This window comes from Geobacter sulfurreducens PCA, from assembly GCF_000007985.2.
GTDB classification, from domain to species: Bacteria; Desulfobacterota; Desulfuromonadia; order Geobacterales; family Geobacteraceae; genus Geobacter; species Geobacter sulfurreducens.
Genome location: NC_002939.5, coordinates 1,193,642 through 1,213,694, shown reverse-complemented (window position 1 = coordinate 1,213,694; position 20,053 = coordinate 1,193,642). Strand labels below are relative to the sequence as shown.

Genomic DNA, 20,053 nt, shown 5'->3' with positions numbered 1-20,053 from the left:
CAATCGTACCCGATTGATGCTATGTATCAGGCCTATCCGCGGAGGTGCCATGAAAGAGCGGACCAAAATCCTCCTGATCGACGATGAAGAAACGGGACGCGAAGCCCTCACCCTCCTGCTGAAGGCGGCCGGTCATGCGGTGAAAAGCGCCGGGGCGGGCAGCGAGGCCTTCCAGACCCTTACTCGCGACACCTTCGACATTGTCATTACCGACCTTTTTCTCCCCGACGCCAGCGGTATCGACATCCTGAAAAAAGTCAAGGAAGACGCCCCGCTCACCGAAGTGATCCTCATCACCGGCCACGCCTCGGCAGAAACGGCAGTGAAGGCGATGAAAGAGGGTGCTTTCGACTACATCACCAAACCCCTCAACTTCGACGAACTGAAGATCATTATCGGCAAGGCCGTGGAGAAGCGGCAGCTCTTGTCCGAAAACGTCTACCTCCGGAAGCAGCTGCGCGACAAGTTCGAATTCGCCAATATCATCGGCAGCTCTCCCGCCATGCAGCACGTCTTCGCCCTCATGAAGCGGATCGTCAAAACCGACTCGACCGTGCTGATAGCCGGCGAATCGGGGACCGGCAAAGAATTGGTGGCCAAGGCGATCCACTTCAACGGCGGGCGACGCGACAAACCGTTCATTGCCGTCCACTGCGGGGCTATCCCGGAAAACCTGCTGGAATCGGAACTTTTCGGCTACGTCAAGGGTGCGTTCACCGGTGCGATGCGGGACAAAATCGGCAAGTTCGAAGCAGCCAACGGCGGAACCATCTTCCTCGATGAAATCGGCACCATGCCGATGCAGTTGCAGACAAAGCTCCTGCGCGTGCTTCAGGAAGAGGAAGTGGAACGAGTGGGCTCCACCCGCCCCGTCAAGATCGATGTCCGGATCATATCGGCCACCAACCTGGATCTGGCGGAGGAGGTCAAAAAGGGCAACTTCAGGGAAGATCTCTTTTACCGGCTCAACGTGATCCCCCTGCAGCTCCCCCCCTTGAGGGAGCGGGTCGAGGACATCCTCCCCCTGGCCAAACACTTTCTTGCCAAGTACTGCAAGGAGATGCAGCGACGGAACATGTCGCTTGCCAGCGACACGCTCGAGGCACTGGAAAGCTACCAGTGGCCCGGTAACGTGCGGGAGCTGGAGAACGTCATGGAGCGGGTGGCGGCCCTTACCGAAGACAACACCGTTACCGTTCAGGACCTGCCGCACAATATCCGGGAGGAGGGATTGACCCGCCTGACCGGCAAGGGGGTCGACCTCGTAAAGGTGCTGGCTGAAATCGAGCGGGGGATGATCAGGGACGCGCTGGTCCTGTCAGAGGGGGTCAAGGCTAGGGCCGCGGCGCTGCTCAACCTGAACAGGACAACCCTGGTGGAAAAGATGCGGCGGCTCGGCATGCCGCTCTGACAGGATTTGCCCCTATCTGATGCTTCAGTAGATTACGCCCGGCGTTATGACGGGGTGACGGGCTGATGGGGGCAACACCGCGGGCATACACTCCCGAACGAGCGGCAGGAACGCGGGAAAGCACCGGAGAAGCCCTGCGGGGATTTCAGCGCCTCACCGCCGCTTGATCCGGAAGACCGACGTGAAGGTTGCCGCCTTTATGCCATTGCCGTCGAATACCTCGGCAGTTCCCCTGATCGTCCTCTCATCCTCCCGCACCGCCTCCGCCACGGACTTCACGGTGCCGCCGTGGATCGGGGCGTGAAACTTCAGCGTCATCTCCATGGTCACAAAATGGGACCCTTCGGGGAGAAGGCTCTTGATGGCCATGGCAACCGCGGTGTCGGCCAGGGCCGTTATCGCACCACCGTGCATGAGCCCTTTTCCCTGAGCGTGCTTCACGCGAAACGGCATGGTCAGCACCGCCCGTCCCCCGTCAGCCTCCTCGATGGTCATCCCCAGGTATTCCTCAAAAGGGGCGCAGGCGATCCACTCGGGCAACTCGAACGGCAGCGCCGTCTCCTCGGTCATGGGCTCTTCATAGAGATGCTCGTACATATCCTTCCACCTCCGGGACACCTGTCAGGCCTCCCCTCTTCTCACGCGCCGGCGGTCAGCCCCTTAGATTCCCAGTATCTCCGCCTTTACCGTCTCGTCGATGAGACTCTCCTCGATGGCTTCGCGCACCCAGGGCTCCCTGCTCGTGGCCAGGACCCGGGCGGCCCCTTCGGCAACGGCCGGCACCTGACTCCACAGGGCATTGCGAATTCCGCGCAGCTCATGGGCATCACCCCTGCGGCCTCCGGCGAGTTCCCGGCACCTGCCGCAAAGAAGCGCCAGTGTTTCCTCCGACGGTTCGTCGTCAGGTTGGTAGTCCCACGGGCGCAGGTCATCCTTCCCCTCGCACCATTCGCAGGCGAAGCCGGCCCGTTTGGCGAGCGCCTTGCCCAACAAGCCTATCTGCTCCAGCCGTTCCCTGTTTGCCTGGTATCCCTTAGCCATTCCCCGTCACCTCCTGTCCCCCTTGCCGGGGACCTCCTTGCCCAGAAGCCCCATGACCTGCCGGACATCGTCCCACACGTCCCTCTTCCTTTCGGGGTTACGCAGCAGGAAAGCCGGATGAAGCGTCGGCATGAGAGGGATGCCGTGATAGTCGTGGAACCGTCCCCGCAGCCGCGAAATGGGCTCCTTGGTACCAAGGATGGTCTGGGCCGCAAAGGTGCCCAGTGCCAGAATGGCCTCGGGCGCCACGGCCTTCACCTGGCGGAGCATGAAGGATGAGCACGCCTCGATCTCGGCGGATGCCGGATCGCGGTTGTGCGGCGGCCGGCATTTGAGCACGTTGCAGATGTAGACGTCCTCGCGGGCGAAGCCCATGGCCTCAATGATTTTGGTCAGGAGCTGCCCCGCCTCCCCCACGAAGGGCTCGCCGCGCAGATCCTCGTCGCGACCGGGCGCCTCGCCGATAATCATGAGGCGCGCGGCGGGATTGCCGACCCCGAACACGAGATTAGTCCGGCCGGCGCCAAGGGCGCACCGGTGACACCCCCCCATCTCACGCCGGATATCGTCCAGGGTTTCCCGCGCGTCACCGAAAACGGCAGACGCAGAGGACGCCTCCGCCGCAGAGACACTCGGCGCGGGAGCGGCCAGAGGGAGGCCCTCTACACCCGTCTCCCGGACTTCCTCCAGATAGCGGCGCAGGGAAGCGATCACCTCACGCGGCGTGTCACCGGTCACGGCAAACTCCTTTACTTTTTTCTAAGGGTTCAATACGATTATGCAATGCTCTTCGCCGCCATTCTGCTCATCATCATCGCCGTGCCCGTTGATGCCTTTGCCTGGGGAGCCGGTATCCACCTCCAGCTGGGAACGGCGGTCATCAACAATCTCGCCGCCGTAAACCCCGCCGTGGCGGCAGTCATCGGCCAGTATCCCCACGATTTTCTCTATGGGTGCATCGCGGCGGACATCACCATCGGCAAGAAGTTCACCCACTATCTTCAGCACTGCCACCGCTGGCGAATCGGCATGAAGGTCCTGGAATACGCCTGGAACCCGCCCCAGAAAGCGTGCGCCTACGGCTATCTGGCGCACCTGGCGGCGGATACGGTCGCCCACAACTACTTTGTTCCGTACAAGATCATGGGCAGTTTCTCCACGCTCACCCTCAAACACGCCTACTGGGAGATGCGATTCGAGACCTTCGTCGATCGGGACATCTGGGAAACGGCCCGCACGGTCTGCCTCGAGAACTACAAAGCGAACGATGCCCTGCTACGCAACGTACTGTCGGACACCATCTTTTCCTTTGGCACCAACAAGCGGATCTTCAACTCGATCCTCCTGGTCTCGCGGCTGGAAAAATGGCAGCAGGTGCTCAAGACCATGTCGGATTCATCGAGCTACGTGCTGGAGAACGGCGACCGGGAAGAGTTCATGACCCTTGCCGAGGAAGCGGTATTCGACTTTCTGGCAAAGATGGAGGAGTCGCGTTTCTACTTGGCTGACCCCACCGGTGAACGGGCTTTGACCGCAGCGGAGGCGGTGAGAAAAAACCTGCGCCTGCTCTACCGGAGCGGCAAGCTCTCCAAGGATGATGCCTTTGCTCAGGTGGCATCCCTCAAAGGACGCCTCCGCCAAGCCATCTGGGAGCCGCAGAAACTTCTCCAGATCCTCTCCTCGGCCTGACGCCCCTGGCCCGCGCTTACCCCGCCTTTTTCCTCAATTCCGCCACCCGGTCAAGAATGAGGGCCGCCATTTCGTTCTTGGTCATGAGCGGCAGCTCCTCACTGGTCCCGTCACGATAGAGAAGGCGGGCAATATTGGTGTCGCCGTGGAATCCGGCGCCTTCCAGGCTCACGTCATTGGCGACCATCATGTCAACATTCTTGGCGACCAGTTTTTTCCGGGCGTTTTCAAGCAGATCGGCAGTCTCGGCGGCGAAGCCCACCAGCAGGCGCTCCCCCTTGATTCCTCCAAGTTCGGCAAGTATGTCGGGGTTCTTCTCCAACTCGATCACCAGCGAGTCGGCATTTTTCTTGATCTTTCCCGTCGCGCGCACTACAGGACGATAATCGGCCACGGCTGCGGCCTTGATCACAACCGTGGCCGCCGGCAGGGCAGCCATGACGGCAGCGCGCATCTCCACGGCCGACGCAACCCGCACCGTTTCCACCCCCCAGGGGGCATCGAGGCAGGTGGGGCCTGAGACCAGTGTCACCTCCGCCCCGCGGCGCCGGGCGGCCCGGGCGATGGCATACCCCATCTTCCCCGACGAGTGGTTGCTCACGAAGCGGACCGGATCGATCTCCTCCTGGGTCGGCCCGGCCGTCACCAGCAGGTGCTCGCCGGCAAGGTCCTTCGGCGTAAGGGCGGTGACCGCCTCCTCGAAGATGATCTCGGGGGACTGGAGCTTTCCTTCACCCTCCCAGCCGCAGGCGAGCATTCCCCGCACCGGATCCGCGAACAGGTACCCGTGGCGCCTCAGTCGCGCCTCGTTTTCCTGGTAGAGGGGATTGCGGTACATGTTGCAGTTCATGGCGGGAGCGATCAGAACCGGTGCCCTGGTGGCCATGACCGTGGTGGTGAGCATGTCGTCGGCGATACCGTGGGCGATCTTGCCGATCACGTTGGCCGTGGCCGGCGCGATGATGAAGAGATCGGCCCGGTCCGCCAGCGAAATGTGGCCGATTTCCCGTTCAGCGATGAGATTGAAGAGTTCCGAGTGCACGGGGTTGGAGGTTAGGGTCTGGAACGTGAGCGGAGCCACGAACTCCGTGGCCGCTCGCGTCATGATGACATGGACGTTCGCTCCTGCCCCCGTGAGCAGCCGTACGAGTTCAACGGCTTTGTAGACTGCGATGCCGCCGCAAATACCGAGAACGATCTCTTTTCCCTTGAGCATTGGGCCTCCGCCGCGCACTGTTTCCCAGGGTTTCCGCGTGCGCGCTAATCCGTCAGGTAGGGGTTGTACCGCCGCTCCCGGCCGATGGACGTTGCCGGACCATGGCCCGGATAGACCTCAGTCTCGTCCGGCAGGGTCAGGAGTTTTTCGCGGATCGACGTGATGAGGGCCTCGTGGGAGGAGCCTGGGAAATCGGTGCGCCCCACCGATTCCTCGAACAGGGTGTCACCGGTGAGCACCTTTCCTTCCCCCTCCAGAAGCAGACAGCACCCCCCCGGCGTGTGACCGGGCGTATGAAGGACCCGGAGGCTAAGGGTTCCCACGGAAAGGGTCATGCCGTCCTCCAGAAGCGAGTCGGGAGCCGGTGAGTTCTCCGTATCGAGACCATACATGGCGGCAACGTCCGCGGCGCGGTCGAGGAAGTGGACGTCGTCCCGGTGGACCAGCAGCTTCGCCCCCGTGGCTTCCAGCACCTTCCGGTTGCCCCCCACGTGATCAAAGTGGCCGTGGGTGTTTATCACCATGCCAACCTTGAGCCCCAGTTCGCCGACTCGTTCGAGAATCCGCCCGGACTCTGCTCCCGGGTCCACGATTACCCCTTCGCGGCTCTGCTCACAGCCGAGAATGAAACAATTAACCCCCAGCGGGCCGACGACAACGGTTTCGAAGATCATGATACACCCTCTCTACGTGGAATATATGCTCAGAACAGATCCAGATTCTTTTGCAGGGTCTCGAACGGATTGTTGCTGAACCCCTTTCGGGCGGTGTTGCCGCTTTTGCGCTCGGCCTCCGCGGCCCGAGGGGCAGCCGGCAGCGATACCGGCTCCGGCTCGAGCACCATGAGCTCATCCGCCCCTTCCCGGTATTCCTCCTCGCCGCTGTAGCTCTCCTTGTAGAAGTAGCGGTCATAGAGCCGGTGATAGGAGGTCCAGCGCCCCAGGTTTTCGCTTTCCTTGCGGATATGGGTCCTGATCCCGTTGATCTTGGAGTCCAGATCGTCCAGGTAGTTGAGAATCGTTGCCTCGACAGTCTTGGGGCGCTTGGGGGAACCGTATTCGTACTGACCATGGTGGGACAGCAGCATGTGCTTGAGCAGCATCCCCAGCTCCGGCGGGAAGCCGGGAATGGTCGAAATCCGCTCCTGGAGCATCTCCACGCCGATGGTGATATGGCCGATGAGTTTCCCCTCGTCGGTGTAGTCGAAGGAACGCAGGTACGTCATCTCCCGCACCTTGCCCACGTCGTGCAACAGGGCACCCGCCACCAGCAGATCGCGGTTGAGATCCGCGTAGAGGGGGACGATGGCGTCAACCAGGCGGGACACGGCCAGTGAGTGCTCCAGCAGTCCACCCAGATAGACGTGGTGCATCCCCTTGGCGGCCGGCGCGGTCCGGTAGAGCTCCATGAAGGAAGAATCGTCGAAAAAGGCCTTCATCAGCGCTTTCAGGTGCTGATCGGAAAAGGTTTCCACCAGGGCCTTGAGCTCGCTCTCCATCTCGGCAATGGAGCGGTCCGATTCGGGGAGAAAGTCCGCCAGGTTGACCCTGTCTTCGGGAACCCGCACCAGCTCGGAAATGATAAGCTGCATTTTGCCCAGGTAGACCGATGCCTTGGAGCGGACGCCAACGAAGTCGTCCTTATCGAAGGAGGCCGACAGCTGGTCAACGTTGTCCCAGACACGCCCCTCTATCTCGCCGCTTTTGTCCATGAGCCGAAGCGTCATGTAGGGCTTGCCGTTCTTGGCCATGGCCATGATCTTTTCCTTCACGAGAAACACGGAATCGACCAGATCGCGGTCATGGATGCTCGCTATGAAAATCTTGCTCAAAGTGTTCTCCTTGTGTCTGCGGATATGCTCCGCGCGATGGCGTCGGCCACGCGAATACCGTCCAGTGCGGCGCTCATGATTCCCCCGGCGTAGCCGGCACCTTCCCCTGCCGGATAAAGACCGGGGAGCCCCACTGATTGCAGGTTCTCTCCCCGCACAATGCGAACGGGTGCCGACGTACGGGTCTCCGGTGCGGTGAGGGTTGCTTCGGCGGTCAGGAAGCCCCGCATCTTCCGGTCGAAATGGCGAACTCCCTCCCGCAACGCTTCTGTCACGGCGGTGGGGAGCACCCGATCCAGCTCCGCCTCGCGAACGCCGGGGCGATAGCTCGACAACCCCCGCCCCCCCCCTTTCATGCCGAGAAACGCAAGCAGGTTCTGAGCCGGCGCCCGGTAATCCCCACCGCCCGCCTCAAAGGCGCGTCGCTCCAAACGGCGCTGGAACCCGATCCCGGCCAGGGGGGACTGGTCTCCGAAATCATCAGGTCCGACAGTAACCACCAGGGCGCTGTTCGAATACGGAGAATTACGCAGATAGGCGCTCATGCCGTTGGTCACCACCCCTTCCGCCTCGGAGGTTCCCGCCACCACCACCCCGCCGGGGCACATGCAGAAGGAATAGGCGGAGCGTCCGGTACGGGAATTGTTCCAGGCCAGGGCGTAGTCAGCCGGCGGCAGGGTTGGATGGTGGCCCGCGCCGTATTGGATCCGGTTGATGAGTTCCTGGGGATGCTCCACCCGCACTCCCACGGCGAAGGGCTTGGGTTGGAGAAGCGCCCCCCGGCGCAGCAGCATCTCGTAGGTATCGCGGGCGCTGTTGCCCGGAGCGAGAACAAGCGCATCGCAGGGGAGTTCGTCAGCCCCGTTAACCACCGCGGCCTCCACCGCTCCGCCGGAAAGTGTCAAGTCAGTCAGACGGCTGCCGAACCGGATGTCGAACCCCGCTGACAACAGCCACCGGCGAATGGAGGCAACCACCAAGCGTAGACGGTCGGTGCCGATATGGGGCTTGGCAAGATGGCCGATCTCTGGCGGAGCGCCGAAACCTATCAGTTTGTCGAGTACGTACCTGATGTTCGGGTCATTCACCCTCGTGGTCAGCTTGCCGTCGGAAAAGGTTCCGGCGCCCCCTTCCCCGAACTGGACGTTGCTCTCCGGATCGAGCACGCCCCTATCCCAGAAGGCCTGAACATCCCTGCCCCGCTCCTCCACGGGCCGGCCGCGTTCGAGGATAGTGGCGACAAGGCCGTATTCCGCCAGGCGCAGTGCCGCAAAAAGCCCGGCGGGCCCCATGCCGACGATAACGATGCGCTGGGAAGATTCAAGAGATGGAAAGGCCGGCGGTTCCGGCGGAGCACTTGCGGCGACATCGGGATCGTGGCCGTGGCGGGCCAGAAATGCGGCCTCATTGAGGAGCGAGCATTCAACAGTGCAGACGAACTTGATCCGTGACTTGCGGCGGGCATCGATACTCTTGCGGACGAGCCGGAAATCGACGATCTCCCGTTCATCCAGAGAAAACCGCCGGGCGAACATCCCGCGCAGCAGCTCATCCCCCTGGTCCGGGGCGAGAATGAGGTTGCGTACCAAAAGAGGCATCGATTTCTTTCAGTTCCCGCTCCGGCCGTGTTTTTTCCGGTCCAGTAGCTGTTCCACGATAATCACGATGTCGACCGGACTGGTCGATTTGGACACGTGAACCCGCGCGCCCATTTCGGGTTCGTCGTGCTCGTGGGGCGCATCCCTGAACATAGAGGTGAGCAGCACAATGACCGGTTCCTCGTCCCCGGCAAGGCGCCTGATCTCGAGACACGTACTCACCCCTCCCATGGCGGGCATGATGAGGTCGGAGATGACGGCATCGGGCCGATGGGTGATGAATGCCTGAACCCCCTCCGTACCGTTGGAGGCCTGCACGACCCTGAAGCCGCTCTCGGTGAATGCATCCGAAAGGACTTTCAGGAAAAAGGCATCGTCATCGATAATAAGGATCGTTCTCCGGCCGGCGTCCATACGCCCTCCGTCGTGCGTTGAAAGTGTGGGCAATCATACAAAATCACCCGTGAAAAGAAAAGGGCAAAGGGCCGGTTCACACTCCGGAAAGAGGAAGCCGGATAGCGAAGACAGTGCCGCTCTCATCGCTCTTCTCAACATCGATCCGCCCGTCATAGGTCTTGACGATCCTGAGCACCACAGCAAGGCCGAGCCCGCTGCCGCTCGTCTTGGTGGTGAAGAACGGGTCGAATATCTTCGCCACGTGCTCCCGGGGGATACCGGGGCCCGTGTCGGCAATTCTGATGACCATGTTTCGCTCGTCCTGGTCGAGCACCACCGTTAGGGATCCCCCGTCGTTCATCTCGTGGATGGAGTTGAGAAAGAGATTGGTAAAAATCTGCTCGATCTCGGCCGGGTCAGCCTGGAATGGAGGAGGGATCCGACGGAACTCTTTCACCACCGCGATGCCATGGAGCGATATCTGGGGACGAAACGCCTCGAGGGTCGCCTCAATGACCCGATCGAGCCGGACCTCACTCAACTGGAAGCGGGGCCGCTTCGAGGCATCCAGAAGCTTGCGCATGATGTCGTCTATCCGGTCGGCTTCCTTGAGAATCTTGTCGACATAGCCCACTTTTTCCGGATCATCAAGCGTGCTCTTGAGCAGTTGGGCGAACAGTGAAATGGAGTTGAGGGGGTTGCGGATTTCATGGGCCATGCCCGCGGAGAGATAGCCGAGAGATGCGAGTTTTTCGGACTGCACGATCTCGGCCTGGGCCTGCTGAAGGGCCTCGCTTTTCTGCTGGACGCGGCGTTCGAGCTCCTGGTTCCATGCCTCGATCTCCGCCAGAAGCAGCTCACGCTCCTGGAGCAGCTCCTGGTTTCTGAGCTCGACATCCCTGATCCGGAGCACATTCTCGATCCGCTCGACCAGATTCTGGTTATTGAACGGTTTGACGATGTAGTCTGAGGCCCCTGCCTTCATCAGCTCTACGGCCAGTTCCTCGTTTCCCTTGCCGGTGAAGATGATCACATACGTGTCGGGGTAACGCTGCCGGATCTGCTTGAGCGCGGTGAGACCATCCACCATCGGCATCATGTAGTCGAGGAGCACCATCTGCGGCCGGCACTCTTCCAGCACAGCCATGCCGGATGTGGCGTCTGACGCGGTATGGACCGTGTAGCCGCGATTTCTGAGAACGATGGAGGTCAGGTCGAGAATGACTTTTTCGTCATCGATAATAAGGATGGTACCCTTGGATTCATTCTTTTCCGTCATCATGGCTGTATGGCGTACTTTCAGGGGTGAGTGGACTGCGGGTCGTGCAGTCATAGCAGCTGACGGACCGGCGGGCAAGAAAAAACGAGGGGCAGCGCGGTGGCTGCCCCTGTCTGTTGCCCTGTAAGGGATATGTCTCAGACTTCGGGCGGGCGCACGGTCATGACCGGGCACTTGGCATTGCGAACAACGCGTTCTGCCGTGCTGCCGAACAAGAAGTGGTCGATCCCCTTGCGGCCGTGGGTTCCCATGACAATCAGCGAGGCATCCTCCTCTGCCGCCTTCTTCAGAACTTCGTCGTAGGGAATCCCCGAGACGATGCAGCTTGTGTAATTCTCATGGTCCTTGATTTTTGTCCGGCAGAATTTGTCCATCATCTTTTCGGCGGCCGCCACGATTTCTTCTTCCAGCTTCTCGAAGGAAACGTGGGGGACATAGAACCCCCGCAGATCAACCGGCTCATTGATTACATGGATGACAACAAGCCTGGCACTGAACTGCTTGGCAAGCGTAAGGGCATAGTCAAAGGCATACTCCGAGTTCTCGGAAAAATCGGTCGGAAATACAATAGTGCTGAACGGCTTCATCTCATCCCCCTTGACGTTGAAGAGTTTAATGACAGCTTTCCTTGAAGATCTTCGTCAGGATCGACTTGAGTTCATCAAGTTTTACCGGCTTGTTGATGTATTCGAAGGCCCCCAGATTCATGGCTTCGATGTAGGACTCAACCCCCCCGTAGGCGGTAATCATGATTACATTGCTGCGGGGGAAGCTCTTGTTGAGTTCTCTCAGGAACGTGATGCCGTTCATTTCCGGCATATTGATATCGGTAACGATAACGTTGACTTCCCGCTGTTGAAGATAATTGAGCGCTTCAAAGCCGTTGGAAACGCTTGCGACTTCGAATCCCTCCCGCTCCAGGAGCTTGGTCAGACCGATCCGCGCATTCTCCTCGTCATCAACTACCAGAATTTTCTTTTTTATCTGCTGGGCCAAAGAAGTGAACTCCCCGGAATATGTGCATATCTCTGATTGAGTCTAGCATGGGGCCCCCTGCTGTCAAGCAGATGCCTCAGCGGCCTTGCGGGACGAAGCGACCTGCTGCCGCAGCTTTATGGCGGTAAGAATGAGGTTGGCGATAATTGATACGAAATAGATTTCGTCCTCATGGAATGACCTGATAGACGTGGTATTGAGGTTGATGACGCCGTAAACCTCCTTCTTGTCACCAATGGGAAAAGAGAGCATGGAGTTGTACTTTTCCTCCTGGAGCTCGGGGAAATAGCGATAGCGGGGATCCTGGGAGGCACGGCTCAGGGAGATGTACTGGCCATCGCGGGCAACGGAGCCCGTTATTCCGTCCCCGATTTTGATCCTGATCTTGCCGATGAAGGCAGGGTCAAAGCCATGGGTCGCTGCGAGAACGACCTCGTCTCCCTCGCGCAGGTAGATATTGCAGACGCTCACCTTGAGCTGCGTCGCCACCTTGGCGGTCACATGCTGAAGCACCTCGGGAAGATCAAAGTCGGAAGAGACGAGCATGCTGATCTCTTCCAACGAAATAATCTCAAGGTGCTCCCGGTTGGCCCGCTGCATGGTTAGGACCATCTTTCCCCGCTCACTTTCCAGCAGAGGGCTGAAGCCGCCCTTCTGGAAAAAAGGGTTCACGGTCTTAACCTTTTCGGTCATTGTGCGGAAGTCGGAGAAGCCACACGAGCAGGTCAGCTTGACGCGGTACGGATCGATCCGCTCGCCCTTCATCACTCTTCCGCACTTTCGACAACGCGACAGATGCATGATTCACTCCTTGCGTGAGTATGAGTATACCATCGGTCACCGCTGTTGCGGTGAACTCCTAATCGCCACCGCCATCAGCCGACAAAACCAGATGGGCCGGCTTCCCCTCTTCACCGAGCACACCAAGGGGTTTCCCATTGAACTCTCCCTCTACCCCCCCGGCATTGCCGACATCCAGTGCAAACACGCGTTCGCCCTTCCACTCGATGAGGTCGCCCGCCTTGAGGTCATACTGCTGGGATACCGACTCGTCGATAGTTATATTAAGCCACGAGTCTTTATTGATTTTGAGTTTGAGAATGACCCCGCGCGCAGGAGATGAAGCAGCATTTCCCTCGACAGCTTGCTGCTCGGCTACGGTGTCGTCGGCCGGGGCCGGGGGTGATGTTTCCGGCTGTCGTGCCGTGGATAGCTGTTGCTGCGGTGCCGGCGTGGCCGGTTGCCTCGCCTCTGGAGCTGCTGCTGTTAGTTGGCCGGTCTCGATCGGGCGGCTGGGTTCCTCATCCTGCAGCCTCAGCATGAGCGCCAGGGCTACCACCAGCAGAAGCAGTACCAACGGCAGAGACCAGCGGTTACGTGGCGAAATCGAGTCTGCCGCCTTCCCTTGCGGCGCGGGCATGGCATCTTCGACCGGAGAACGATGTCCGCCATCATCGCCAACTGCGTCGTAACGACGGAGCAACTCATCGGCTGAAAGGCCCAGAAACCCGGCATACACCCGGATGAATCCGCGGGCATAGGCAAGATTGGGAAGCTTGTCGAACTCGTCGGATTCAAGAGCGACCAGATAGTTTTTCCCTAAACGGGTAACACGGGCCGCCTCGTCAAGGGACAGACTTCTGGCCTCCCGCGCTTCCCTGAGCAGCGTTCCGACCGAGGCGTCCCCTTTTCCGGCATGTACGGCGTCAGCCACTGAAGCCCCTCATTTCAACGAGTCCAGGTATTCGCGCGAGAGCCGACCTTTTTCGGAATCGGGGGCAATACGGATCGCCTCGCGAAAAGCATCCGCCGCTGCCACGTAGTCCTTCTGCTTTACATGGGCCAACGCCAGATAGTAATGGGCATTCTGATAATTCTTATTAATTTCGATGGCTTTCCTGTATTCCTGAATGGCCATTTCGGCCCGGTCCATGGCGAAGTAAACCCGGCCAATGGCAACACGGGCGATTAGATTGCGGGGATTGTGAGAGACAGATGCGCGAAGAGTTTCGAGGGCCTGGGGCAAGTCTCCCTTGCCCAGGTATGCAAGACCGAGATTGATGCGAGCATCTTCCTGATTGAGAAAAAGAATATCCGCCATCACCAGCTTGAACTGCGAGATGGCGTCATCCCAGCGCTGCATTTCCAGATAGTTCACCCCGAGATTGTTCCTGGCATCGGAATAGTCGGGCTTGAGGGAAATGGCTTTTCTGAATTTCAACTCCGCCAGATCAAAGCGCTTCTTGTAAAAATAGGCAAGCCCGAGGCTGTTGAGAAGAATGGGATCATCCGGCGTGATTTTCTCTGCTTCGATGAATTCAATAAGGGCGCGGGTCGTATCGTTTTCGCCCAGGTGGGACAGCCCCATCTGATAGTGATAGGAAGCCTGGTTGCGCGAGGCGTCATTCGCGGCGCAAGCGGCCACGAGGAAGCAGAGAACCATGGGGAGTATGCGCGTGAATCTCACTGGCAACCTCGAAACCGTCGGAGAGTATCCAAACGGGGCCGGCGCATCGCCCAAAGGCGCTCCACACGGCCCCGCACACCCAGAACCGTACCAGATTCGGCGGTTATTGTCAACGCAGGCGCCGTCAGGCGGGAGCCAGAGCCCCCCCGTGCCCATCGGCGATTCCCTCGAAATGGGTAAGTGATTTGAAACTCCGGTACCGCTCCTCGATTTCGCGGTAGCCAAGACGCTTCAGACGGTTCAGGCTGAAATCCTCCACATTGAACGATGCCATGACGCTTCCGAAGATGATGGCCTGGCGAAGTCCCGCCTCGGAGATATCTCCGGTGTTGGCCAGGTACCCCATAAAGCCGCCCGCAAAGGTGTCTCCGGCGCCCGTGGGGTCAAACACCTCTTCCAAAGGGTATGCGGGCGCGGCAAAGACCGAGCTATCGCTGAACATGAGGACGCCATACTCCCCGCGCTTGATGATCAGCGTCTTGACCCCCATATCGAGGATCTGGCGCGCTGCCTTGACAAGATTCGCCTGTCCCGTCAGTTGACGGGCTTCTCCCTCGTTGATGATGAAAATATCGACCTTCGCAACGACCCGGCGGAGCGCCTCGGGCTTGGAGGATATCCAGAAATTCATCGTGTCGCACGCCACGACGCGGGGATGTTCCACTTGGTTGAGCACCTCCATCTGCAGTTCGGGATCGATGTTGGCGAGGAACAGATACTCGGCGTCACGGTATGCATCGGGAATGCAGGGTCTGAAGCTCTCAAAGACGTTCAGATGCGTCTCCAGGGTCTGCGCTTCATTCAGGTCATAGCCGTACTTCCCCTTCCAGTGGAAGGTCTTCCCCTGTTCGCGGGAAAGCCCGCGAAGGTCCACGTTTCGTGACCGGAGAAACGCTACGTGCTCTTCCGGAAAATCCTCTCCCACGACCGCCACCAGGCTGACATCGGTGAAAAAGCTGGCCGAAGTCGAAAAGTAGGTGGCTGAGCCGCCCAGAACATGCTCTCCCCTGCCGAAAGGGGTTTCAATCGAATCGAATGCAACCGAACCCACAACGAGAATACCCATGTATCCCTCCTTAGACGTACGAGCCGATGATGAGATCAAGCCGCTCCTTCGTCTCGGCAGGAATCGCGGCCTTGTCGGTAATGATGGCGTACCGGAGCGCCGATGCACAGGGGCAATTCCGCTCCCGGTCAATCCGGCGAACCGCATTGCGAATGATCGACTTGGCCATGGCCACATTCTGCTTGATGATGGCAATAATGGCGTCCACGGACACGTCATCATGGGACTCGTGCCAGCAGTCGTAATCGGTGGCAAGAGCGATAACGCCGTAGCAGATCTCCGCCTCACGGGCCAGCTTTGCTTCGGGGATGTTGGTCATGCCGATGACCGATACACCGAAAGAGCGGTAGAGGTTTGACTCCGCCCGGGTGGAAAAGGCCGGCCCTTCCATGCAGATATAGGTCCCCCCCCGGTGGACCGTTGCCCCCGCCTCCTGCGCCGCCGCATAGAGATCGGCGGAAAGGTCGGCGCAGACCGGATCGGCAAATTGAATGTGCGCAACCACCCCATTGCCGAAGAACGTATTTGCCCTGGTGGCATTGGTCCGGTCGATGAACTGGTCCGGGATCACAATATGCCCCGGCACGATCTCCTCCCGCATGCTGCCCACGGCGGAAACGGAAATAATCCGGGTAACGCCGAGCTTCTTCATGCCGTAGATGTTCGCCCGGTAGTTTACCTCAGTAGGCAGGAGCCGATGGCCCCGGCCGTGGCGCGGAAGGAACACCATGCGCACACCATCCAGCACGCCGGTCACAAACTCATCCGAGGGTGCGCCGAAGGGGGTTTCAACAACAATGCTCCGAACGTCCTGAAGCCCTTCCATCTCGTAGAGCCCGCTCCCGCCGATAACGCCGATTACCTGTTCCATGTCATGTCACCTCGTTAGTGGAGTCTGAAACCTCTATCTGCTTTCCCGCGCCGGACGGCTTCAATGCGTCCAGCTTGCCCTTGAGCTGACCGCAGGCCGCCGAAATATCGGCACCACGGCTGGAGCGCGTTATGACCGTGAAATGCTTGTCCAGCAGATATCTGTGAAAACGGTCGATCGCATCCTGGCTGGGGCTCCGGAAGGAACATCCCTCATGTTCATTAAAGGGGATCAGATTGATTTTAGAGGGAATGTCGCTCAACAGCCTGACCAGCCGTTTGGCATCATCGAGGGTATCGTTCACCCCGCCGAGCAGCACGTATTCAATAGTTATCTTCCGACGGCCCGGCAGCGGGAACCGGCGACAGGCATCAAGAAGCACGGCAAGGGGATATTTCCGGTTGATCGGCATGATCCGGTCGCGCAGCTCGTCCGTAGTGGCATTGAGCGAAACCGCAAGATTCACCGTTACCGATCGGCCGAGCCGCTCCATTTCCGGTACCAAGCCGGCGGTCGAAACGGTTATGCGACGCGTCGAGAACTGAAGTCCGTCATCGTGCAGCATGATCTGCAGCGCCCTGATCACATTGTCGAGATTGGCGAGGGGTTCTCCCATGCCCATGAAGACGATGTTGCGCACGGGGACATCCCTCTGAACCGCACAGACCTGATTTACGATCTCGGCGGTGGTCAGGTTGCGCGTCAGCCGGAACGTTCCCGTGAGACAGAACTCACAGGCCATGGCACACCCTACTTGGCTCGAAATACAAAGGGTGTTTCTGTCTTCTTCCGGGATGAGCACCGACTCCACTGAACATCCATCATCGAGACGGAAGAGGTATTTTCGCGTTCCATCCCGGGAAATCTCCAAGGCCTCGGGGGAAAGCGTGCTGATGCGTGCCGTCTCCTCAAGGTCCCGACGCAACTCCTTCGCCAGATCAGTCATCTCGGCAAAGGAGGTGGCACCCCGTTGATACAGCCACTTGAATATCTGGCGTGCCCGGTAACGCTCCTTCCCTTTTCCCAGGAGGAAACGTTCCAGCTCGTCAATGCTCAGCCCCTTAATGTCAATCATTGTATCCATGGTAGCGTACTATAAAAAAAAGCCCTTCGCGAGAGAAGGGCTTTGCTGACACACACGCATTCAGCTTCAGAGCAGCTCGAGCTGGCTGAAGAAATACGGAATCTCGTAAGCGGCCGATTCGGGGGAGTCTGAGCCATGCACGGAATTTTCCTCGATGCTCAGGCCGAAATCCTTGCGGATGGTTCCCGCTTCGGCGTTGGCCGGATTTGTTGCTCCCATCACTTCGCGCCAGGTATTGATGGCGTTTTCACGCTCAAGAACCATAACCACCACCGGGCTGCGCGACATGAAGGAACAAAGGTCATTGAAGAAAGGCCGCTCCTTGTGCACGTAGTAAAATCCTTCGGCCTCGCACTTGGAAAGCAGGATCTTCTTCATGCCCACAATTCGGAAGCCGGCCGTTTCTACTTTTTCAAGTATCTTTCCGATGATGTTACGCTCCACCGCATCAGGCTTAATAATCGCAAATGTTCTTTCCATCTCTACCTCCAGTTACGCTTGTAAATAAAAAGACCGTATCGTTTACCATGTACGGACTTTGAAGTCAATCTCTTTGTCAGACAAAAAAAGACCCATGGACAGTGCCCATGGGTCTTTTTCGAGAGAAAAAAGTAACTAATTACTTCTTCTCAGCCGGAGCAGCTTGGTCGGCCGGAGCCGGAGCTTGGGCCGAAGTCATCGGAGCTTGGGCCGGGGCCGGAGCCGGAGCAGCCTGCTCGGCCGGAGCCGGAGCCGGAGCTTCTTCTTTCTTCTTGCAGCCAGCAGCAAAAGCCACGGCCATAGCAAGGCACAGTGTCAGAGAAAGCAGCTTTTTCATTGACGTTTTCACCTCTTTTCCTTTGAAGTTGCCATTCTCGCGCGAGGCGCATGGTTTCTTAACACAACGGATGAGGAATATACTCGCTTTAGAGATAAAGTCAAGATTTTTTTATACAGTATACAATTTTATTTTTTCACGAATTCAATACGTTAGCGAAACAAAACTTAAAATTATTCTTATTTTTCATAGATTCAAGCACACAAATTTTATGTTCGTCATCTCTTCCATGGCGTAGCGGATACCTTCCCGCCCGAGTCCACTCTGCTTGTTACCGCCATAGGGCATATGATCGACCCTGAACGTCGGAATATCGTTAATGATTACTCCTCCCACATCGAGTCGGCGGATGGCCTTGAACGCCTTATTGATGTCGCTGGTGTAAACCCCGGCCTGAAGGCCATAGATTGAGTCGTCAGCCATATCGAGGGCCTGATCGAAGGTCTCATAAGGGATGACGGAAACAATCGGCGCAAACACCTCGGAGCAGACCACCTTCATGTCGGGAGTTACGCCGCTCAGAATTGCCGGAGTGAGACAGTTGCCGGCAACCGTACCCCCGGTTTCAAGTCTCGCCCCCAGAGACGTGGCCTCACCCAGCCACTCGACGGCGCGCTGCAGCTCTTCGCGGGAAATCATCGGTCCGATGTCGCAGTCACGGTCCATAGGATCCCCAACCTTGAGCTTTTGGGTCGCGGCCACAAACTTGTCAACAAATTCGCGATAACGCCGCTGGTGTACAAAAATTCGCTGAACAGAGATACAGACCTGCCCCGAGTTGGCGAAACTGCCCACTACACAGCGGGCGACTGCCGCATCCACATCGCCATCATCCTCAATGATGGTGGGTGAATTGGACCCAAGCTCCAGCGTAACTCTCTTGAGTCCGCTCCGCTCCTTGATTTGAACGCCAACCGGCGGGCTTCCGGTGAATGTCACCATTGCCAGCCGATCATCCTCTACCAAACGGTTACCGACAGTCCGACCGCTCCCGATAACCAGATTGAGCGCACCGGCAGGGAGCCCCGCCTCCACCATAAGCTCCGCAAGCTTAATGGACGAGAGGGGAGTCTTTGTGGCAGGCTTCAGCACTATCGCGTTACCGGCGGCTATGGCGGGTGCCACCTTGTGTGCAACCAGGTTAAGAGGAAAGTTAAAGGGTGCGATGGCACCGATTACGCCGATCGGGGTTCTGAGGTAGAAACCGAAACGACCAGCTGACACAGGCGAAGCATCCATGGGTACGATTTCGCCGTGGGCGTTACGAGCCTCCAGCGAGGCGAAACGGAAGGTCTCTGCACTTCTATCCGCTTCCGCAAGGGCGAATTTCCACGACTTGCCCGCTTCGCGGGCAATTATTTCGGCGATCTCCTCCCGGTCTCGCTTGATCAGCTCCGAAGTACGATCAAGTATGTCGGAACGTCGATACGCCGGGAGAGCGGACATTTCGGCAAAGCCCGCCTGTGCTGCACGTATGGCGTGGTCAACATCCTCGTTCGTTGCCTCGGGCACAACCCCTATGACCGAATCGTCGTAAGGGTTTACGACCTCGATACCCGGTCGGTCGTCCCCTGTCCACTCACCACCAACAAGAACCTTATAGCGCTTTGCCATGGATACTCCCTCTCTAGCACGCAAATGCTCTTTTTCCTGAAGAACGTTCATAGTATAGTTCACAAGATGTCACAGCATGAGCAGGTTCGTTCGCAGCCTTACCGCCGTTAACCTAATGCTCCAACAGAGGATAAACATGCCGAGACTAACCGACGACGACAAGAAGCTCTTACTTATGTTAGCCAGGGAAGCCATAGTTACCTATGTCAGAGAGGGCATTACACCAGCCACGGAACTCTCCGTACCGAGCCTGTGCGAACACTATGGTTGTTTTGTCTGCATCAAAAAAGGTGGAGAATTGCGCGGCTGCATCGGCAATTTCACCTCCAGCCAACCACTGTACCAACTGGTCAGGGAGATGGCAGTATCCGCCGCAACCCGTGATCCGCGCTTTTATCCGATGACCAGCAAAGATATCACGGATTTCTCCCTGGAAATTTCCGTTTTGAGCCCCTTGGAAAAAATATCCTCCCCCGAACAGATTACTGTGGGAACCCACGGCATCTACATTGAGAAAAATTTCTTTCGTGGAGTGCTCCTGCCCCAAGTCGCCACGGAATACGGCTGGGACCGCGATACTTTCCTTATGCAAACGTGTGTGAAGGCCGGTCTCAAGCCTGACGATTGGCGGGATGGGGCTGACATATACATTTTCAGCGCAGAGGTGTTCAGCTGAC

Annotated in this window: 23 protein-coding genes; 4 read left to right on the top strand and 19 right to left on the bottom strand. The window is 58.4% G+C overall.

Annotated elements, in window-relative coordinates:
• Positions 1-49: 49 nt before the first annotated feature.
• On the top strand, positions 50-1,411 hold the full coding sequence (locus GS_RS05630) for a sigma-54-dependent transcriptional regulator (protein WP_010941790.1): 1,362 nt from the start codon (positions 50-52) through the stop codon (positions 1,409-1,411).
• Between the two features lie 153 nt (positions 1,412-1,564).
• Here GS_RS05630 and GS_RS05625 read toward each other — a convergent pair whose 3' ends face one another.
• The 3 genes from GS_RS05625 to GS_RS05615 form a co-directional block, all read right to left on the bottom strand.
• Positions 1,565-2,008 carry a PaaI family thioesterase gene (locus GS_RS05625; protein ID WP_010941789.1) on the bottom strand — a complete coding sequence of 148 codons (444 nt, stop codon included), beginning with the start codon at positions 2,006-2,008 and terminating at the stop codon, positions 1,565-1,567.
• A gap of 63 nt (positions 2,009-2,071) precedes the next feature.
• Entirely contained in the window at positions 2,072-2,452 is a 381-nt protein-coding gene (locus GS_RS05620) for a hypothetical protein (protein ID WP_010941788.1), read from the bottom strand.
• A 6-nt stretch (positions 2,453-2,458) separates the two neighbouring features.
• Entirely contained in the window at positions 2,459-3,190 is a 732-nt protein-coding gene (locus GS_RS05615; RefSeq protein WP_010941787.1) for a uracil-DNA glycosylase, read from the bottom strand.
• 45 nt (positions 3,191-3,235) lie between these two features.
• Here GS_RS05615 and GS_RS05610 point away from each other — a divergent pair, with 45 nt between their 5' ends.
• Positions 3,236-4,141 (top strand): zinc dependent phospholipase C family protein, encoded by a 906-nt coding sequence (locus tag GS_RS05610; RefSeq protein WP_010941786.1) that lies wholly within the window; start codon positions 3,236-3,238, stop codon positions 4,139-4,141.
• Positions 4,142-4,157: 16 nt separating this feature from the next.
• Here GS_RS05610 and coaBC read toward each other — a convergent pair whose 3' ends face one another.
• From coaBC to ndk, 15 genes are all read right to left on the bottom strand, one after another.
• Positions 4,158-5,357 carry a bifunctional phosphopantothenoylcysteine decarboxylase/phosphopantothenate--cysteine ligase CoaBC gene (coaBC, locus tag GS_RS05605; RefSeq protein ID WP_010941785.1) on the bottom strand — a complete coding sequence of 400 codons (1,200 nt, stop codon included), beginning with the start codon at positions 5,355-5,357 and terminating at the stop codon, positions 4,158-4,160.
• A gap of 44 nt (positions 5,358-5,401) precedes the next feature.
• Positions 5,402-6,031: an MBL fold metallo-hydrolase gene (locus GS_RS05600; RefSeq protein ID WP_010941784.1), complete on the bottom strand. Its 630-nt coding sequence runs from the start codon at positions 6,029-6,031 to the stop codon at positions 5,402-5,404.
• Positions 6,032-6,060: 29 nt separating this feature from the next.
• Positions 6,061-7,188, bottom strand: a complete 1,128-nt coding sequence (locus GS_RS05595; protein ID WP_010941783.1) for a 3'-5' exoribonuclease YhaM family protein — start codon at positions 7,186-7,188, stop codon at positions 6,061-6,063.
• Positions 7,185-8,786, bottom strand: a complete 1,602-nt coding sequence (locus GS_RS05590; protein WP_010941782.1) for an NAD(P)/FAD-dependent oxidoreductase — start codon at positions 8,784-8,786, stop codon at positions 7,185-7,187. Before GS_RS05590 ends, GS_RS05595 begins: the two co-directional genes overlap by 4 nt.
• A 9-nt stretch (positions 8,787-8,795) precedes the next feature.
• On the bottom strand, positions 8,796-9,200 hold the full coding sequence (locus tag GS_RS05585; RefSeq protein ID WP_010941781.1) for a response regulator: 405 nt from the start codon (positions 9,198-9,200) through the stop codon (positions 8,796-8,798).
• Positions 9,201-9,276: 76 nt separating this feature from the next.
• Positions 9,277-10,464 (bottom strand): hybrid sensor histidine kinase/response regulator, encoded by a 1,188-nt coding sequence (locus GS_RS05580; protein WP_010941780.1) that lies wholly within the window; start codon positions 10,462-10,464, stop codon positions 9,277-9,279.
• Between the two features lie 134 nt (positions 10,465-10,598).
• Positions 10,599-11,048 carry a universal stress protein gene (locus GS_RS05575; RefSeq protein ID WP_010941779.1) on the bottom strand — a complete coding sequence of 150 codons (450 nt, stop codon included), beginning with the start codon at positions 11,046-11,048 and terminating at the stop codon, positions 10,599-10,601.
• Between the two features lie 25 nt (positions 11,049-11,073).
• The gene (locus GS_RS05570; RefSeq protein ID WP_010941778.1) at positions 11,074-11,457 is read right to left on the bottom strand and encodes a response regulator; all 384 of its coding nucleotides are present in this window, start codon (positions 11,455-11,457) and stop codon (positions 11,074-11,076) included.
• 63 nt (positions 11,458-11,520) lie between these two features.
• Positions 11,521-12,222 carry a GAF domain-containing protein gene (locus tag GS_RS05565; RefSeq protein WP_235045026.1) on the bottom strand — a complete coding sequence of 234 codons (702 nt, stop codon included), beginning with the start codon at positions 12,220-12,222 and terminating at the stop codon, positions 11,521-11,523.
• A 94-nt stretch (positions 12,223-12,316) separates the two neighbouring features.
• Positions 12,317-13,171: a helix-turn-helix domain-containing protein gene (locus GS_RS05560; protein ID WP_010941776.1), complete on the bottom strand. Its 855-nt coding sequence runs from the start codon at positions 13,169-13,171 to the stop codon at positions 12,317-12,319.
• Positions 13,172-13,180: 9 nt separating this feature from the next.
• Entirely contained in the window at positions 13,181-13,924 is a 744-nt protein-coding gene (locus GS_RS05555; RefSeq protein ID WP_010941775.1) for a tetratricopeptide repeat protein, read from the bottom strand.
• A 124-nt stretch (positions 13,925-14,048) separates the two neighbouring features.
• Positions 14,049-14,990 (bottom strand): carbohydrate kinase family protein, encoded by a 942-nt coding sequence (locus tag GS_RS05550; RefSeq protein ID WP_010941774.1) that lies wholly within the window; start codon positions 14,988-14,990, stop codon positions 14,049-14,051.
• Positions 14,991-15,000: 10 nt separating this feature from the next.
• Positions 15,001-15,861, bottom strand: a complete 861-nt coding sequence (gene mtnP, locus GS_RS05545; RefSeq protein ID WP_010941773.1) for an S-methyl-5'-thioadenosine phosphorylase — start codon at positions 15,859-15,861, stop codon at positions 15,001-15,003.
• 1 nt (position 15,862) lies between these two features.
• Positions 15,863-16,945 (bottom strand): 23S rRNA (adenine(2503)-C(2))-methyltransferase RlmN, encoded by a 1,083-nt coding sequence (gene rlmN, locus GS_RS05540; protein ID WP_010941772.1) that lies wholly within the window; start codon positions 16,943-16,945, stop codon positions 15,863-15,865.
• Positions 16,946-17,011: 66 nt separating this feature from the next.
• Positions 17,012-17,425, bottom strand: a complete 414-nt coding sequence (gene ndk / locus GS_RS05535; RefSeq protein WP_010941771.1) for a nucleoside-diphosphate kinase — start codon at positions 17,423-17,425, stop codon at positions 17,012-17,014.
• Positions 17,426-17,532: 107 nt separating this feature from the next.
• On the opposite strand from ndk, the gene GS_RS17460 reads away from it, so the two are divergent.
• Positions 17,533-18,000 carry a hypothetical protein gene (locus GS_RS17460; RefSeq protein WP_193360260.1) on the top strand — a complete coding sequence of 156 codons (468 nt, stop codon included), beginning with the start codon at positions 17,533-17,535 and terminating at the stop codon, positions 17,998-18,000.
• Here the strand turns inward: GS_RS17460 and GS_RS05525 are convergent.
• Positions 17,949-19,376: an aldehyde dehydrogenase family protein gene (locus GS_RS05525; protein WP_010941769.1), complete on the bottom strand. Its 1,428-nt coding sequence runs from the start codon at positions 19,374-19,376 to the stop codon at positions 17,949-17,951. The two genes, GS_RS17460 and GS_RS05525, sit on opposite strands and share 52 nt — an antisense overlap.
• 136 nt (positions 19,377-19,512) lie before the next feature.
• Here GS_RS05525 and amrA point away from each other — a divergent pair, with 136 nt between their 5' ends.
• Entirely contained in the window at positions 19,513-20,052 is a 540-nt protein-coding gene (amrA, locus tag GS_RS05520) for an AmmeMemoRadiSam system protein A (RefSeq protein WP_010941768.1), read from the top strand.
• The last annotated feature ends 1 nt before the right edge of the window (position 20,053 follow it).

Coding starts and splice junctions, on each gene's coding strand:
- GS_RS05580 (WP_010941780.1), bottom strand. CDS start 10,464: ATGATGACGGAAAAGAATGAATCCAAGGGTACCATCCTTATTATCGAT.
- GS_RS05600 (WP_010941784.1), bottom strand. CDS start 6,031: ATGATCTTCGAAACCGTTGTCGTCGGCCCGCTGGGGGTTAATTGTTTC.
- GS_RS05585 (WP_010941781.1), bottom strand. CDS start 9,200: ATGGACGCCGGCCGGAGAACGATCCTTATTATCGATGACGATGCCTTT.
- rlmN (WP_010941772.1), bottom strand. CDS start 16,945: ATGGATACAATGATTGACATTAAGGGGCTGAGCATTGACGAGCTGGAA.
- GS_RS05590 (WP_010941782.1), bottom strand. CDS start 8,786: ATGCCTCTTTTGGTACGCAACCTCATTCTCGCCCCGGACCAGGGGGAT.
- GS_RS05620 (WP_010941788.1), bottom strand. CDS start 2,452: ATGGCTAAGGGATACCAGGCAAACAGGGAACGGCTGGAGCAGATAGGC.
- amrA (WP_010941768.1), top strand. CDS start 19,513: ATGCCGAGACTAACCGACGACGACAAGAAGCTCTTACTTATGTTAGCC.
- GS_RS05575 (WP_010941779.1), bottom strand. CDS start 11,048: ATGAAGCCGTTCAGCACTATTGTATTTCCGACCGATTTTTCCGAGAAC.
- coaBC (WP_010941785.1), bottom strand. CDS start 5,357: ATGCTCAAGGGAAAAGAGATCGTTCTCGGTATTTGCGGCGGCATCGCA.
- GS_RS05610 (WP_010941786.1), top strand. CDS start 3,236: ATGCTCTTCGCCGCCATTCTGCTCATCATCATCGCCGTGCCCGTTGAT.
- GS_RS05525 (WP_010941769.1), bottom strand. CDS start 19,376: ATGGCAAAGCGCTATAAGGTTCTTGTTGGTGGTGAGTGGACAGGGGAC.
- GS_RS05550 (WP_010941774.1), bottom strand. CDS start 14,990: ATGGGTATTCTCGTTGTGGGTTCGGTTGCATTCGATTCGATTGAAACC.
- mtnP (WP_010941773.1), bottom strand. CDS start 15,861: ATGGAACAGGTAATCGGCGTTATCGGCGGGAGCGGGCTCTACGAGATG.
- GS_RS05565 (WP_235045026.1), bottom strand. CDS start 12,222: ATGAAGGGCGAGCGGATCGATCCGTACCGCGTCAAGCTGACCTGCTCG.
- GS_RS05625 (WP_010941789.1), bottom strand. CDS start 2,008: ATGTACGAGCATCTCTATGAAGAGCCCATGACCGAGGAGACGGCGCTG.
- GS_RS05630 (WP_010941790.1), top strand. CDS start 50: ATGAAAGAGCGGACCAAAATCCTCCTGATCGACGATGAAGAAACGGGA.
- ndk (WP_010941771.1), bottom strand. CDS start 17,425: ATGGAAAGAACATTTGCGATTATTAAGCCTGATGCGGTGGAGCGTAAC.
- GS_RS17460 (WP_193360260.1), top strand. CDS start 17,533: ATGGGTCTTTTTCGAGAGAAAAAAGTAACTAATTACTTCTTCTCAGCC.